Here is a 14,831-nt window from a genome sequence, read left to right as displayed (position 1 = left end):
GATTATGGATTCAAAGCAGTACGTTCAAGTCGATGCATTTCGCCAATATCCCCCAATCAGTCCCCTCTCCCTTTGGGAGAGGGCTAGGGTGAGGGGCTCTTTCAGGCGTTTAAATCATCTCCGGCAACGACGACAGAATTTTATCCAGCGTAATCGGATACTCCCGCACCCGCGCGCCCGTGGCGTTATAGATCGCATTCGCCACTGCCGCGCTCACTCCGCAAATGCCCAACTCACCCACACCCTTAGCCTTCATCGGCGAAGAAATCGGATCGGTTTCATCAAGAAAAATCACCTCCTGATGGGGAATGTCGGCGTGCACCGGCACTTCATATCCCGCCAGATCATGGTTAACAAAAAAACCGAGCTTCTTGTCGATCGACAGTTCTTCCATCAACGCCGCACCGACGCCCATGGTCATCGCGCCGATCACCTGACTGCGCGCCGCTTTCGGGTTAAGAATCCGTCCCGCCGCACACACCGCGAGCATGCGCCGAACGCGGATTTCGCCAGTCGCCGCGTCCACAGCCACCTCAACGAAATGCGCACCAAACGTCGACTGCTGATATTGCTTGGCAAGGTCGGCAAATTCGATGCTGTCCTCGGCCACCAACACGCCGTTTTGCGCAGCATTACGCAGCGGCACTCGCTTGTCGCCGACGCGCACTTCACCGTCGACAAACTCAGCCTGATCCGCCGCCAACCCGAGCTTGCCCGCCACTGTCTCGCGCAGTTTCATGCACGCGGCATACACCCCGGCGGTCGAGCAATTGGCGCCGAATTGGCCGCCAGAACCCGACGAAACCGGGAAGCTCGAATCGCCCAGGTGCACCGTCACGTCCTTCAAACCCACGCCCATCATCTCGGCGGCTGTCTGCGCGATGATCGTATAGCTGCCGGTACCGATGTCGGTCATGTCGGTTTCCACGGTGACTTTGCCGTCGCGCTCCAGCTTCACCCGCGCGCCCGATTTGACCAGCAGGTTGTTACGGATCGCCGCCGCCACGCCCATGCCGATCAGCCAGCGACCTTCGCGGCGGGTGCCCGGCTGAGCATTTCGCTGGCTCCAGCCGAACTTGTCGGCGCCGGTTTGCAGACATTCGATCAAGCGGCGCTGGGAAAACGGCCGCTCGGTTTTCACCGGATCGACCTGAGTGTCGTTGAGGATGCGGAACTGGATCGGATCAAGTTTCAGCTGCTCGGCCATTTCGTCCATGGCGATTTCCAGCACCATCAGTCCGGGCGTTTCGCCGGGCGCGCGCATGGAATTGCCTTCGGGCAGATCGAGCGGCGCGAGGCGCATCGTGACCAGACGATTTTCAGCGGCGTAGAGCAATTGACTCGGCTGCGCCGCGACCTCGACTTTGCCGTCCTCCAGGTTGCCCGACCAGCCTTCGTGGGCGATTGCCGTGAGTTTGCCGTCCGCCGTCGCACCCATGCGAATGCGCTGAATAGTGGCGGGGCGGTGGGTGGTGTTGTTGGCCATTTGCGGGCGGGCGAGGGCGACTTTCACCGGTCTGCCAGCCATCCGTGCGCCGAGTGCAGCGAGGATGGAGTCGGCGCGGATGAACAGTTTGCCGCCGAATCCGCCGCCAATGTACGGCGAAATCAGGCGGACTTTTTCCTTCGGCAAACCGAGGGTGGTGGCGATGTCGTCGACGCTCCAGGCGATCATCTGATTGGACGTCCACAGCGTCAGCTCATCGCCTTTCCACGCGGCCAATGTGGCGTGCGGTTCCATCATTGCGTGGGACTGATCCGGCGTCGTGTAGGTCTGATCGAACTGCACCGGAGCGGCTTCGAACGCCTTGGCGAAATCACCGTGGCTGACGTCGGGCAGTTCTTCTTTCGGCTCGACGCCTTTGTCGCGCACGCTGGCCAGATCGAACTCGCCAGTGGCTGCCACATAATCAACCTTGACCATTAGCGCGGCGGCGCGCGCCTGTTCGAAAGTCTCCGCAACTACCAAAGCGACAGCCTGGTGATAGTGCTGAATCTCCGGCCCGGCGAGCAGGTGCGCGGCGTTGTATTTGCCCTTGCCGAGTTTGCCCGCGTTGGCGGCAGTGACGATTGCCAGCACGCCCGGTGCGGCTTTCGCGTCTTCAAGGTCGATGTTGTTGATCCGGCCCTTGGCAATGGCTGAGCCGACCATGAAGCCGTAAGCCTGATTGGCCACTGCCTCGTGTTGCTCGTAGGCATACGGCGCCTGACCGCTGGTTTTCAGCGGGCCTTCGACACGGTCGGTGGGTTTGCCGATGACCTTTAACTGGTCGATCGGGTTGGTGGTGGCGGGCGTGTCGAATTTCATGCTTGTTCCCTCGCTTGCGCCAACACCGAACCGAGCGTGCGCTCGACCAGGGTCAGTTTGAATTGGTTATCGTGGGTCGGCGTCGCGCCATCGAGCAGGCGTGCGCTGACAGCTTTTGCGCCGTTGGGCAGCAGCGCTTCGGCGGCTTCGACGCGCCACGGTTTCGGCGCGATCCCGCCGACAGCGATGCGGCCGCTGCCATCCTTTTGCAGAATCAGGCCGACCGAGACCAGCGCAAAAGCGTACGACGAGCGATCACGCACCTTGTGATAAATGTGCGTGCCGCCGACGGGTGCGGGCAGGGTCACGGCGGTGATGAATTCGCCGGGCGTGAGGCTGGTTTCAATGTTCGGCGTGTTGCCGGGCAACTGATGAAAATCGGCCATGGCGATGCTGCGGGTGCTGCCGTCGGGCTTCACCGTTTCGATCTGTGCATCGAGGGCGCGCATAGCGATGGCCATGTCACTCGGGTGCGTGGCGATGCAGGCGTCGCTGACGCCGATGATCCCCAGTTGCCGACTGACCCCGCCAATCGCCGCGCAACCACTGCCGGGCTGGCGTTTGTTGCACGCCTGATTGGTGTCGTAGAAGTATGGGCAACGGGTGCGTTGCAGCAGATTGCCGGCAGTGGTTGCCATGTTGCGCAATTGGCCGGAGGCGCCGGCGAGCAAGGCGCGGGAGAGTAATCCGTAATCCTTGCGCACGCGTTGGTCGGCGGCCAGATCGGTGTTGCGCACCAGCGCGCCGATGCGCAAACCACCCTCGGGCGTGGCTTCGATCTGATCCAGGCCCAAGTGATTGACGTCGATCAGGTGCAGCGGGGTTTCGATGTCGAGCTTCATCAAGTCCAGCAGATTGGTGCCGCCGGCAATGAACTTGGCGCCTTCAATCTGCGCCGCTTGCGCAGCGGCAGCGGGGGAGTCGGCGCGGCTGTAATTGAACGGTCTCATGCCGGCACCTCCGCGACTTCAGTCATGGCTTCGATGATGTTCGAGTAAGCACCGCAGCGGCAGATGTTGCCACTCATGCGCTCCTGAAATTCACTGGCGATCAGTTGCGGGGAATCCGTCAGGCTGGGGCTGACATGGCTGGGAATGCCATCACGGATTTCTTTGATCACCGACACTGCCGAGCAGATTTGCCCGGGCGTGCAATAGCCGCACTGATAACCGTCGTGCTTGATGAACGCGGCTTGCATCGGGTGCAACTGGTCGGGCATGCCAAGGCCTTCGATGGTGGTGATTTCACTGCCTTCGTGCATCACCGCCAGGGTCAGGCACGAGTTGATTCGCCGACCATCGGCAATCACCGTGCAGGCGCCACACTGGCCGTGGTCGCAGCCTTTTTTGCTGCCGGTCAGGTGCAGGTGTTCGCGCAGGGCGTCGAGCAGGGTGGTGCGGTTGTCGACCTCCAGCGCCTGGGGTTTGCCGTTGACTTGAATCGTCACTTTGCTCATGGCGGGTTGCTCCAGGTTGGCCGCATAGGCCTTGAGGCTGATAAACGGGGGCATCGCGAAGGCTGTCGCGGTCACGGCGCCGAGGATTAAAAATCTGCGTCGGGAAATCGTCATGGTTCGATTCCTTGTCTCTCTCAATCAGGGCAGCGGGGTTGCGAATGGCCCAAACGGGCAGCCAGCGTGATCGCCGGTCTCGTTAAGGAGTGACCGCAGGGGGGAGGGAAAGGTTTTGTTGGATTTGCGCTGATGATCAATTCGGATGTTGCGGGGCTGTAGGGGCCTCTTCGCGAGCAAGCCCGCTCCCACAGGGGGAATGCATATTAAATGTGGGGGTGGGCTTGGTCGCGAAGGGGGCGGCACGACAAACGGTCGATAGTGGCCACTGAATCAACACGGTTTTGTCCGGTCGTATCTGCGGCTGCGCGCACCGTGTCCTGAAGGCGTGGGCAGCGTGGCCGATTCCGTCGTCAAGACCTTGGTTTTAGGGAAGTGTTGAATGAAGCGCGCTACAACGATATTGCTGACCGTGACCGCCGCCGTTTTGCTCGGTGGTTGTGTGGCGGATTTTGATGATGACCATCGCCATGGCCGGCACTACGACCGCGATCATGGCCGTGATTACGACCATGACCGGCGCTGGGACGATCGCGATGATCACCGCGACGGCCGTCGCTACTACCGCGATCGCGATGATGATTGATTGAATGAAAAAGGGCGTCCCGTGGGACGCCCTTGTTGTTAAAAGTGAGCGCTCGCCTGGACGCGGGATCGCGTAGGCACGGAGGCCTCGATGTCCAGCAAATGGGTGGCGAGAATGTCGCTCAGAAAGCGGAACTGATCGTTGATGCCGACCACTTCATTGCTGAAATGATTGATCGCGGCGGGCATCAGCAGATCTTCGAAAGCTTCGTTGAACACCAGCGCCTGCGTCTTGTGCGACACGTAGTGCTGGTCATAGTAGTTGCTGCCGAACACCGGGAAACTCACGGAGAGTGTGATGGTGTGAATCATGATGTGAACTCCTCGTTGCGTCTCGGATGTGGCAATCGTGCCTTTGATGGGCGGTGGGCGGAAGGCAATCGTGGCGATGGTGGATATCGATGGCAGTGATGGTTGCGGTTTTGTGGTGAATTTGCTGGCCTCTTCGCGAGCAGGCTCGCTCCCACAGGGGATTGCATTCCAAATGTGGGAGCGAGCCTGCTCGCGAAGAGGCCGGTGCAGCCACAACCAGACCAACGGCCCACCACCCGCACCTATACTCAAATCTGCTTCCCTTTGTTCAAAGGACTCCACCACCGTGAACTTGCGTGCGCTGCTCGTCGCCGCACTGTTTTTGCTGGCCGGCTGCGCCACGTCGGCCCGTGCCCCGGTGTCAGCGCCTAAAGCCGTGTTCGTCTCGCCTGCAACCTGGCAGCAGATCGACCGCGAGATCGTCAGCGCCTCCCAGCAGGCCACCGAGCAGGTCAAGCTGTTTGCCCGCGGTTCGATGGAACATTGGCGCATTCGCGTCTATGAGCAAACTGAAGAAAATTTCATCCCGTGGTTCAGCAGCTACTGGACGCAGGAATGGCTGTCGATGAAGGTCAGTTGGTACACCGTCAGTGCCGGTGGCGAACAGGATGCTTCCGCCAAGCGTCTGGCGGCGTATCTGCTTGAGCAGTATCAGAAAAAAGTGCTGGCGCCGGTGGCGGTGGAGGTCGACCCGGACGCGATTCTCGGTCAGGCCACGGCGTTCTATGCGCAGTTGATGGCCCAGCAGATGCCGCTCATCGCCCAGCGTCATGGGGTGCCGGTTGCTCAGCTCAATGGGCGGTTGCAGAAGATTCCGGCGATCGCGCTCGGCCCTCCGCCAGCGCGCGATGCTTCGTTGTATCAAGTCATCAGCAGCGAACCGCTGAACACGCTGCCGGCGTATGCCGCGCTCATCGACAAGATCCATACCGACGGCGGCGCCAAGGGGATTGCCTCGACTGACGCCGGCATGGCGCCTGTGGCCAAACGCGCGAGTCAGCGTATGGAAGCGGAGATGGCCCCGCGCGGGGCTGCCAGTGCCGTGGCAGCCGCCGCTGGGAAGTTGGCCGGTGGACTGATTTCGGTGGGTGTCGCGGGGATTCGCGCGATCATTCAGGCCAACGATCGCCCCGACAGCGAAGCGTTGATCCGCAACAGTCTCGGCAGCACCTTTGATAAGGCCTGGCTGAAACTGGTGCAGAACCCGACGACCGGCGTCATGGCCGGCACGCTGCACATGGCCGGTCAGGTCGAACGCAATCTGGGTGCGCGGGAGGAACCGTCGGTCGGCTTGGGCGTGAACCGTGTCGAATGGCAGCCGCCGGATTCGACTACTCAGCAGCTCGAACCCAACGTACAAGGAGAATGATCATGGCTTACATCGATATTTTCGTGGCGCCTGTGCCGACAGCCAATCGCGAACAGTACAAACAACACTGCGTGATCGCGGCAAAACTGTTCAAGGAATACGGTGCGCTCAGCGTGGCTGAATGCTGGGGCGATGACGTGCCGGACGGCAAGCTCACGTCGTTTCCTATGGCGGTGAAACTCAAAGAAGGCGAAACCGTGGTGTCTGGCTGGCTGATCTGGCCGGACAAAGCCACCCGCGATGCCGGCATGGCAAAAATGATGGAAGACCCGCGCATGCAACCCGACGTCAACCCGATGCCGTTTGATGGGCAGCGCATGATCTACGGCGGCTTCCAATACCTCCTCGAACCTTGACCCCACACCATCCCCTGTAGGAGCTGCGGCACGCTGCGATCTTTTGATTTTGATTTTAAAAACAAGATCAAAAGATCGCAGCGTGCCGCAGCTCCTACAGGGATATCGTCACTCGGGTGAGGGGGTGATTCGGCAGCTTTTGCGCTGGCGAATTTCATCATCGCTTGGCCGTTCGCGGACGAATTCAAAACGCGGTTCACCCTCGCTGTAATGCACCAGCCAGCCCCATTCCAGTTCCTTTTCATCCTGCCCGGGATTCGGCGGTCGGGCCCACCATGGCTCTTTGCTGAGGATCTCGCGCATGGCGGCCTCCGGTTGATGGCAATCCTTGAACTATAGCTGCCTGTCGCGAGTCGTCAGTTCAGGCTGTGTAGAATCCGGCGGATTACCATGAACAGGGGAGCAGGGCCATGACCGATGAAGCGAAGCGACTGTTTTTCGCCCTCGACTGCCCGCCGGTGCAGCGCAAGGCGATTGCTCAGTGGCGTGGCGAGTTGGGTTTGCGTACCGGCAAACCGGTGCCGGCGGAGAATTTTCATCTGACGTTGTTGTTTCTCGGAGCGGTGCCGTTGGCGCAGATCAATGAAGTTTGCGAAGCCGCCAGCAAAGTGCGCACGCCCGGGGAGGCGTTGAGGATTTCGCTGGATCGCTTGCAGCTCTGGCATCGTCCGGGCGTATTGTCGCTGGCACCTGAGCAGGCACCGCAGGGGTTATTGCGCTTGGTCTATGCGTTGGAGCAGGCGATGTTGCCTTTCGGTTTTGAAGAGACACCCCGCGAGTTTCGCCCGCACCTGACGTTGGCCCGTGATTACCGCGCGCCGGAGCCGGAATCCGCTACGCCACCGGAGTTCTTTTTGCGAGCTGAACGCTTTGCCTTGTTTGAATCGCACAAGGGTCGTTATCGCGTTTTGCAGGATTGGCCGCTGACCTGACGCGACAAAAAAAGGCGCCCGAAGGCGCCTGAGAATTCACCTGAGCCGAGGGAGCCAGGTGAGGCCGTTCATAGAGAGGTTGCAGCGGTGGTAAGGCGCTGCGCGAACGGGAAATTTTTACACTGATCGTTCCTACGCTCTGCGTGGGAATGCCTCTTGTGACGCTCCGCGTCACGCTTTGGGACGCAGAGCGTCCCGGGCTGCGTTCCCACGCGGAGCGTGGGAACGATCATCGCGCGTATCCGTTATTTACCGAGCTTCACCCGGGTCCAGCCGCGCGTCATGATGCGCTGCGTGGCAATCGGTTGATCCGGCACGGCGTACAACGTCGCCATCACCGCGTCTGTCGGGTACGAGCCCGGGTCGTTGCGGATTGCTTCATCCACCAGTGGCGTGGCCGCCGCGTTGGCGTTGCTGTAGCCGATGCTGTTGGTGACTTCGGCGATGATGTCCGGGCGCATCAGGAAATTCATGAACAGGTAGGCGTTGTCGACGTTGCTGGCATCGCGCGGGATGGCGACCATGTCGTAAAAGCTGCCGGCGCCTTCCTTGGGAATGCTGTAATCGATCACCACGTTATTGCCCGATTCCACCGCGCGGGCCTTGGCCTGCAGCACGTCACCGGAGTAACCGACCGCCACGCAAATGTTGCCGTTGGCCAGATCGGAGATGTATTTCGAAGAATGGAAGTACGCCACATACGGACGGATTTTCATGAACAACGCTTCGGCTTCGGCGATGTGCGCGGTGTCCTTGTCGTTCACCGGGTAGCCCAGGTAGTGCAGGGCGGCCGGGAGCATTTCAGTCGGCGAATCGAGGAAGCTGATGCCGCAGGCTTTGAGCTTTTCAGCGTTTTCCGGTTTGAACAGCAAGTCCCAGGAGTTGGTCGGGGCGTTGGCGCCGAGCACTTCCTTGACCTTGGCCGGGTTGAAACCGATGCCGATCGAGCCCCACATGTACGGGAACGCATGAGCGTTGTCCGGATCACTGGCGGCAGCGTTTTTCAGCAGCACCGGGTTGAGATTCTTCCAGTTCGGCAGCTTCGATTTGTCCAGCGTCTGGTAGACGCCAGCCTTGATCTGCTTGGCCAGGAAACTGTTGGACGGCACGACGATGTCGTAACCGGATTTGCCCGCCAGCAAGCGCGCCTCAAGGGTCTCGTTGCTGTCGAAGACGTCATAGGTCACACGGATGCCGGTCTCGTCTTCGAATTTCTTGACGGTGTCCGGCGCGATGTAATCGGACCAGTTGTAAACACGCAGCACCTTGTCGTTGGCCTGGGCGCCCATGACGATTGCGCCCATTAAGGACAGTGTCAGCAGAGTCCTGCCAAACATTTTCATCGGTACAACTCCATTCTTTTTATTCACATTACGTAAAGCCCCCTCATCCGACTGACCGAGGGGCTGACTACATTTTTGTAGGAGCTGCGGCACGCTGCGATCTTTTGATTTTGTTTTTCAAGATCAACAGATCGCAGCGTTCCGCAACTCCTACAGAAGCTATCGGCTGTACATGGAACTATGTGGCGAGGGGATTTATCCCCGCTCGGCTGCGAAGCAGTCGCAAAACCTGAATACAGAGTTTTCAGGTAGAACTGCTGGGGCCGCTTCGCAGCGCAACGGGGATAAATCCCCTCGCCACAGTTGTTCATCGGTGTTGCTTAGGCAGTCGCCGCTGCCGGCTGCTGCCACGACTCATTCGCGGTCTGATCCATTGCTTCCTGAATCGCACGCTTGCGGTTGGCTTCTGCCTTGCGGCCGAAGTACCAGACGAGGAAGGTCACCAGCGACACCGCCAGCAGAATCAGGCTCGCCACTGCGTTGATCTCAGGTTTCACGCCCAGACGCACGGCCGAGAACACTTCCATCGGCAACGTCGTCGAACCCGGCCCGGAGACGAAGCTCGCCAACACCAGGTCATCCAGCGACAAAGCGAACGACATCATGCCGCCCGCGGCCAGCGACGGCGCGATCATCGGGATGGTGATCAGGAAAAACACCTTGAACGGCTTCGCACCGAGGTCCATCGCCGCTTCTTCGATCGACAGATCCAGCTCGCGAAGGCGGGCGGAGACTACCACTGCCACATAAGCGGCACAAAACGTGGTGTGGGCGATCCAGATGGTGACGATGCCACGCTCCTGCGGCCAGCCGATCAACTGCGCCATTGCCACGAACAGCAGCAACAGCGACAGACCGGTGATCACTTCAGGCATCACCAACGGCGCGGTGACCAGACCGCCGAATAGAGTGCGGCCCTTGAAGCGAGTTACACGGGTCAGCACGAATGCCGCCAATGTGCCCAATGCCACCGCAGCAATAGCGGTGTAGCAGGCGATTTCCAGCGAGCGCACCACCGAGCCCATCAGTTGCGTGTTGTCGAGCAAACCGACGTACCACTTCACCGACCAGCCACCCCACACCGTCACCAGTTTCGAGGCGTTGAACGAGTAGATCACCAGAATCAGCATCGGCAGATAAATGAACATCAGGCCGAAGATCAACATGAACTTGGAAAAACCGAAGCGTTTCATCCCCGTGCCTCCATCTCTTTGGCCTGGCTGCGGTTGAACAGCAGAATCGGCACAATCAGGATCAACAGCATCACCACCGCCAGGGCAGACGCCACCGGCCAGTCGCGGTTATTGAAGAACTCTTGCCACAGCACGCGACCGATCATCAGCGTCTCCGGGCCACCCAGCAGTTCCGGAATCACGAACTCACCGACCACCGGAATGAATACCAGCATGCAACCGGCAATAATCCCGTTCTTGGCCAGCGGCACGGTGATTTTCCAGAAGTTGTTGAAGTTGCTCGAACCCAGATCCGACGCGGCTTCCAGCAGGCTGCCGTCGTGCTTGACGAGGTTGGCGTACAGCGGCAACACCATGAACGGCAGGTAGGCGTAAACCACGCCTATATAGACGGCGGTGTTGGTGTTGAGGATCTCGATCGGGTGATCGGTGAGCCCCGTCCACATCAGAAACGCGTTGAGCAGACCGTTGTTGCTGAGGATGCCCATCCACGCGTAAACGCGGATCAGGATCGCGGTCCAGGTTGGCATCATGATCAACAGCAGCAGGACGTTTTGCGTTTCCTTGCCGGTCTTGGTGATCGCGTAGGCCATCGGAAAACCGATCAGCAGGCACATCATCGTGCTCAGCGCTGCGACCTTCAGCGAACCGAGGTAGGCCGACAGGTACAGCTCGTCTTCGCCGAGCATGGTGTAGTTGCCGATGTTCAGCAGCAGCTGGAATTTCTGTTCGGCGTAGGTGTAGATCTCCGAGTACGGCGGGATCGACAGCGCGGCTTCCGAGAAGCTGATCTTCATCACCAGAAAGAACGGCAGCATGAAAAACAGGAACAGCCAGATGAACGGAATACCGATCACCAGTTTTCGTCCGCTGGGCACCAGGCGCAGGAATTGCTGATTGAAGGTTCTCATGAGCGCAGTACCACGCCGCTGTCGTCTTCCCACCAGACGTAGACTTTGTCGTCCCAGGTCGGACGCGCGCCACGGCGTTCGGCGTTGGCCATGAACGACTGGACGATTTTGCCGCCGGGCAATTCCACGTAGAACACCGAGTGACCGCCGAGGTAGGCGATGTCATGCACTTTGCCTTCGGACCAGTTGTAGCGGAACTCCGGTTTGGTGGTGCTGACCAGCATTTTTTCTGGGCGGATCGCGTAGGTGATCGATTTGTCCTGCACCGAGGTGCTGACGCCGTGACCGACGTAAATTTTCTGCTGCAAGTCCGGGCTGTGAATGATCGCGTGACCTTCAAGGTCTTCCACCACGGTGCCGTCGAAGGCGTTCACGTTGCCGATGAATTCGCAAACCATGCGGCTGACCGGTGCTTCATAAATGTCGATCGGGCTGCCGATCTGCGCGATCCAGCCCAGGTGCATGATGGCGATGCGCTCAGCCATGGTCATGGCTTCTTCCTGGTCGTGGGTCACCATCACGCAGGTCACGCCGACGCGCTCGATGATTTGCACCAGCTCCAGTTGCATCTGCGAACGCAGCTTTTTATCCAGCGCACCCATCGGTTCGTCGAGCAGCAACAGCTTCGGACGTTTGGCCAGCGAGCGGGCGAGGGCGACGCGTTGACGCTGACCGCCGGACAACTGATGCGGTTTGCGTTTGGCGTATTGGGTCATGTGCACGAGGCGCAGCATTTCATCGACGCGGGCATCGATTTCGCTGGCCGGCAAACGATCCTGCTTCAGGCCGAAGGCGATGTTCTGCGCGACGGTCATGTGTGGGAACAGCGCATAGGACTGGAACATCATGTTGATCGGCCGCTCGTACGGCGGCATGTCGGTGATGTCCACGCCGTCGAGCAGAATCCGCCCTTCAGTCGGCCGCTCGAAACCGGCAAGCATGCGCAGCAGGGTCGATTTGCCCGAACCGGAGCCGCCGAGCAGGGCGAAGATTTCGCCCTGATGGATCTCCAGGGACACATCGTCCACTGCCGTGGTTTCGTCGAACTTCTTGGTGACACGATCGACTTTCACCAGAACCTTTTTCGGTTGCTGATGACCTTCAAGTGCCTTCCGGTAAGTGCTGGAGGCGTTTGCCATGTGAAACTCCCAACAGGTTTCGTTCGCTCAGCCAACGTGGCCGGGCTTAAGTGGATTGCAAGCCTGTACGGATGTCAGTCAGCCAGGGCGCAGAACCTGTGGGAGCGAGCCTGCTCGCGAATACGGAGTGTCAGTCGACATCATTGTTTGCTGATACACCGCTTTCGCGAGCAGGCTCGCTCCCACAGGGGAAATGCGTTTACCTGACTGGCATTACCGTTCCGATCCGGCTTGTTCGGCGCCGCCGTCCTGGCTGCCTGGGTCGTACTTGTTGTTATTACGGGTGTTGCTGTTCACGAATGACGGATGTGCGCAGGCACACCCGACATCCGAGGGGGCAGTAAATCGTTACGTATTCTTGGGTTGGATCAGCGCTGGTTGCGCTGCGCCGCCCGTTGCCGGCAAGCCGCGCCGAATGCCTGGAAAATCTTCAGGTAGTTCGGGTTGTCCAGCACCTGCCATTCCGGATGCCATTGCACGCCGAGGGCAAAGGTCGGGCTGTCGGCGACCGAGATCGCTTCGATCAAACCGTCCGGCGCCACGGCTTCGGCACGCAGGCCGGGCGCGAGGCGGTCGATGCCCTGGCTGTGAATCGAATTGACCTGAAACTCACCCGGCAACTCGAGCGCTTCGAACACGCCACCGCCCAATACCCTCACGGCATGCGCCGGCGCGTACTGCACGGCGAGTTCCGGGCTGTCGGCCTCGCGGTGATCAAGCATGCCCGGCAGCTCATGCACCTTCTGATGCAGGCTGCCACCGAACGCGACGTTCATTTCCTGAAAGCCACGGCAGATGCCGAGCACCGGAACGCCCGCCGCGATGGCTGCACGTAATAAAGGAAGAGTCGTGGCATCCCGCGCCGGATCGTGATCCGTGCCGGGTGCGCTGGCCGGGCCTTGATAGTGGAAAGGTTCCACGTTCGAGGGCGAGCCGGTCAGCAACAGACCGTCGAGTTGACCGAGCAGGTCATCGATTTCAGTCAGGTTGCCAAGGGAAGGAATGACCACTGGCAACCCGTTGGCGCCAACGCTGACAGCACGTAAGTACTTGTCACCGCTGATGTGATAGGGGTGCAGACCAATCTGTTTGACGCACGCTGTAACGCCGATCAATGGCTTGAATGCCATTTTTATTCACCTCGAAGTTTGACACTTGAACGAGCTTTTCCGGAGCTTATCCGCGTTTATTTTAATTAACAACTGCCATGTAAAAAATTCTAAACGCCGTTCATCAAATCTTCATGAATCTAGGGGCTTTGGCGCCTGTGTTGGCACGAGAGTGTTAATAAAAGCCCTAAAAATAAACCATTGGAGGCCAGCTGTTCGCTATTGACTTCACTTTGCCTTTCGGATTGACTGGCTGCGCAACACGGTAGTGAACATAATAATTAACAGCTAAATAGGTGCATCATGTCGGTCCCTCTGCGTACCGTTCAACTCAACGAAGCAAACGCATTCCTTAAGAAATATCCTGAGGTTTTGTACGTCGACCTTCTGATTGCGGATATGAACGGTGTGGTGCGCGGCAAGCGCATCGAACGCACCAGTCTTCATAAGGTTTACGAGAAAGGCATCAACCTGCCGGCCTCGCTTTTCGCCCTCGACATCAATGGCTCCACGGTGGAAAGCACCGGTCTGGGTCTGGACATCGGTGATGCTGACCGCATCTGCTATCCGATCCCTGGCACCCTGAGCATCGAGCCTTGGCAAAAGCGCCCGACCGCACAACTGTTAATGACCATGCACGAACTGGAAGGCCAGCCGTTCTTCGCTGACCCGCGTGAAGTGTTGGCCAACGTCGTGCGCAAGTTCGACGAAATGGGCCTGACCATCTGCGCCGCGTTCGAACTCGAGTTTTATCTGATCGACCAGGACAACGTGAACGGCCGTCCACAATCGCCACGTTCGCCAGTCTCCGGCAAGCGTCCGGTGTCGACTCAGGTGTACCTGATCGACGATCTCGACGAATACGTCGACTGCCTGCAAGACATCCTTGAAGGCGCGAAAGAGCAGGGCATTCCGGCTGACGCCATCGTCAAGGAAAGCGCCCCGGCGCAGTTCGAAGTCAACCTGCATCACGTCTCCGATCCGATCAAGGCGTGCGACTACGCGGTACTGCTCAAGCGTCTGATCAAGAACATCGCCTACGACCATGAAATGGACACCACCTTCATGGCCAAGCCGTACCCAGGCCAGGCGGGTAATGGTCTGCACGTCCACATTTCGATTCTGGATAAAGAAGGCAAAAACATTTTCGCCAGCGAGGATCCCGAGCAGAACGCCGCGCTGCGTCACGCGATCGGCGGTGTGCTGGAGACCCTGCCTGCGCAAATGGCGTTCCTCTGCCCGAACGTCAACTCTTACCGCCGCTTTGGCGCGCAGTTCTACGTACCGAACTCGCCAAGCTGGGGCATCGACAACCGCACCGTGGCCGTGCGCGTACCGACCGGCTCGCCGGACTCCGTCCGCATCGAGCACCGTGTTGCTGGCGCCGACGCCAACCCGTACTTGCTGATGGCGTCTGTCCTGGCCGGTATTCACCACGGTCTGACCAACAAGATCGAGCCGGGCGCGCCGGTTGAAGGCAACAGCTACGAGCAGAACGAACAGAGCCTGCCGAACAACCTGCGCGACGCACTGCGCGAGCTGGACGACAGCGAAGTCATGGCCAAGTACATCGACCCGCTGTACATCGACGTCTTCGTCGCGTGCAAGGAAAGCGAACTGGCCGAGTTCGAGAACTCGATCTCTGACCTTGAGTACAACTGGTATCTGCATACGGTCTGAAAAACCCCCTCACCCTAACCCTCT

General features: G+C 59.3%; 15 protein-coding genes. 5 read left to right on the top strand and 10 right to left on the bottom strand.

The window, feature by feature from the left end; translation table 11 throughout:
* Nucleotides 1-109 precede the first annotated feature (109 nt).
* From paoC to paoA, 3 genes are read right to left on the bottom strand one after another with little or no spacing between them, the layout of a single operon-like run.
* Nucleotides 110-2,308 carry an aldehyde oxidoreductase molybdenum-binding subunit PaoC gene (gene paoC / locus ACIP1X_RS07900; RefSeq protein ID WP_400750884.1) on the bottom strand — a complete coding sequence of 733 codons (2,199 nt, stop codon included), beginning with the start codon at nucleotides 2,306-2,308 and terminating at the stop codon, nucleotides 110-112.
* Complete coding sequence (locus tag ACIP1X_RS07895; RefSeq protein WP_400750881.1) at nucleotides 2,305-3,258, bottom strand: FAD binding domain-containing protein; 954 nt, start codon at nucleotides 3,256-3,258, stop codon at nucleotides 2,305-2,307. Before ACIP1X_RS07895 ends, paoC begins: the two co-directional genes overlap by 4 nt.
* Nucleotides 3,255-3,878, bottom strand: a complete 624-nt coding sequence (paoA, locus tag ACIP1X_RS07890) for an aldehyde dehydrogenase iron-sulfur subunit PaoA (protein ID WP_159812444.1) — start codon at nucleotides 3,876-3,878, stop codon at nucleotides 3,255-3,257. The genes ACIP1X_RS07895 and paoA overlap by 4 nt, the downstream gene beginning before the upstream one ends.
* 382 nt (nucleotides 3,879-4,260) lie before the next feature.
* On the opposite strand from paoA, the gene ACIP1X_RS07885 reads away from it, so the two are divergent.
* Entirely contained in the window at nucleotides 4,261-4,464 is a 204-nt protein-coding gene (locus ACIP1X_RS07885) for a hypothetical protein (protein WP_282358419.1), read from the top strand.
* A 38-nt stretch (nucleotides 4,465-4,502) separates the two neighbouring features.
* On the opposite strand, the gene ACIP1X_RS07880 is transcribed toward ACIP1X_RS07885, so the two are convergent.
* Complete coding sequence (locus tag ACIP1X_RS07880) at nucleotides 4,503-4,775, bottom strand: hypothetical protein (protein ID WP_053119320.1); 273 nt, start codon at nucleotides 4,773-4,775, stop codon at nucleotides 4,503-4,505.
* Nucleotides 4,776-5,061: 286 nt separating this feature from the next.
* Between ACIP1X_RS07880 and ACIP1X_RS07875 the strand changes: the two genes are divergently transcribed.
* Together ACIP1X_RS07875 and ACIP1X_RS07870 are read left to right on the top strand one after the other, a co-directional pair.
* The gene (locus tag ACIP1X_RS07875) at nucleotides 5,062-6,144 is read left to right on the top strand and encodes a hypothetical protein (protein WP_400750878.1); all 1,083 of its coding nucleotides are present in this window, start codon (nucleotides 5,062-5,064) and stop codon (nucleotides 6,142-6,144) included.
* Between the two features lie 2 nt (nucleotides 6,145-6,146).
* Nucleotides 6,147-6,500 (top strand): DUF1428 domain-containing protein, encoded by a 354-nt coding sequence (locus tag ACIP1X_RS07870; protein WP_053119325.1) that lies wholly within the window; start codon nucleotides 6,147-6,149, stop codon nucleotides 6,498-6,500.
* A gap of 108 nt (nucleotides 6,501-6,608) precedes the next feature.
* On the opposite strand, the gene ACIP1X_RS07865 is transcribed toward ACIP1X_RS07870, so the two are convergent.
* Nucleotides 6,609-6,803, bottom strand: coding sequence for a hypothetical protein (locus ACIP1X_RS07865; RefSeq protein ID WP_159812440.1), 195 nt, complete (start codon nucleotides 6,801-6,803; stop codon nucleotides 6,609-6,611).
* 107 nt (nucleotides 6,804-6,910) lie between these two features.
* Between ACIP1X_RS07865 and thpR the strand changes: the two genes are divergently transcribed.
* Nucleotides 6,911-7,432 carry an RNA 2',3'-cyclic phosphodiesterase gene (gene thpR / locus ACIP1X_RS07860; protein WP_400750875.1) on the top strand — a complete coding sequence of 174 codons (522 nt, stop codon included), beginning with the start codon at nucleotides 6,911-6,913 and terminating at the stop codon, nucleotides 7,430-7,432.
* A gap of 245 nt (nucleotides 7,433-7,677) precedes the next feature.
* On the opposite strand, the gene ACIP1X_RS07855 is transcribed toward thpR, so the two are convergent.
* The 5 genes from ACIP1X_RS07855 to ACIP1X_RS07835 form a co-directional block, all read right to left on the bottom strand.
* The gene (locus tag ACIP1X_RS07855; protein WP_159812438.1) at nucleotides 7,678-8,775 is read right to left on the bottom strand and encodes a polyamine ABC transporter substrate-binding protein; all 1,098 of its coding nucleotides are present in this window, start codon (nucleotides 8,773-8,775) and stop codon (nucleotides 7,678-7,680) included.
* Between the two features lie 320 nt (nucleotides 8,776-9,095).
* The gene (locus ACIP1X_RS07850) at nucleotides 9,096-9,968 is read right to left on the bottom strand and encodes an ABC transporter permease subunit (RefSeq protein ID WP_102358376.1); all 873 of its coding nucleotides are present in this window, start codon (nucleotides 9,966-9,968) and stop codon (nucleotides 9,096-9,098) included.
* Nucleotides 9,965-10,846: an ABC transporter permease subunit gene (locus ACIP1X_RS07845; protein ID WP_163005261.1), complete on the bottom strand. Its 882-nt coding sequence runs from the start codon at nucleotides 10,844-10,846 to the stop codon at nucleotides 9,965-9,967. The genes ACIP1X_RS07850 and ACIP1X_RS07845 overlap by 4 nt, the downstream gene beginning before the upstream one ends.
* A gap of 29 nt (nucleotides 10,847-10,875) precedes the next feature.
* A complete protein-coding gene (locus ACIP1X_RS07840) occupies nucleotides 10,876-12,018 on the bottom strand; it encodes an ABC transporter ATP-binding protein (RefSeq protein ID WP_053121089.1) in 1,143 nt (380 codons plus the stop codon).
* A 368-nt stretch (nucleotides 12,019-12,386) separates the two neighbouring features.
* Nucleotides 12,387-13,148, bottom strand: coding sequence for a gamma-glutamyl-gamma-aminobutyrate hydrolase family protein (locus ACIP1X_RS07835; RefSeq protein WP_400750872.1), 762 nt, complete (start codon nucleotides 13,146-13,148; stop codon nucleotides 12,387-12,389).
* Nucleotides 13,149-13,430: 282 nt separating this feature from the next.
* Between ACIP1X_RS07835 and ACIP1X_RS07830 the strand changes: the two genes are divergently transcribed.
* On the top strand, nucleotides 13,431-14,807 hold the full coding sequence (locus ACIP1X_RS07830; RefSeq protein ID WP_400750869.1) for a glutamine synthetase family protein: 1,377 nt from the start codon (nucleotides 13,431-13,433) through the stop codon (nucleotides 14,805-14,807).
* Nucleotides 14,808-14,831 lie beyond the last annotated feature (24 nt).

This window comes from Pseudomonas sp. NPDC088885, from assembly GCF_044750025.1.
Taxonomy (GTDB): Bacteria; Pseudomonadota; Gammaproteobacteria; order Pseudomonadales; family Pseudomonadaceae; genus Aquipseudomonas; species Aquipseudomonas rustica.
The sequence above is the reverse complement of the archived record's forward strand: the minus strand, read 5'-3'. Positions and strand labels throughout refer to the sequence as shown.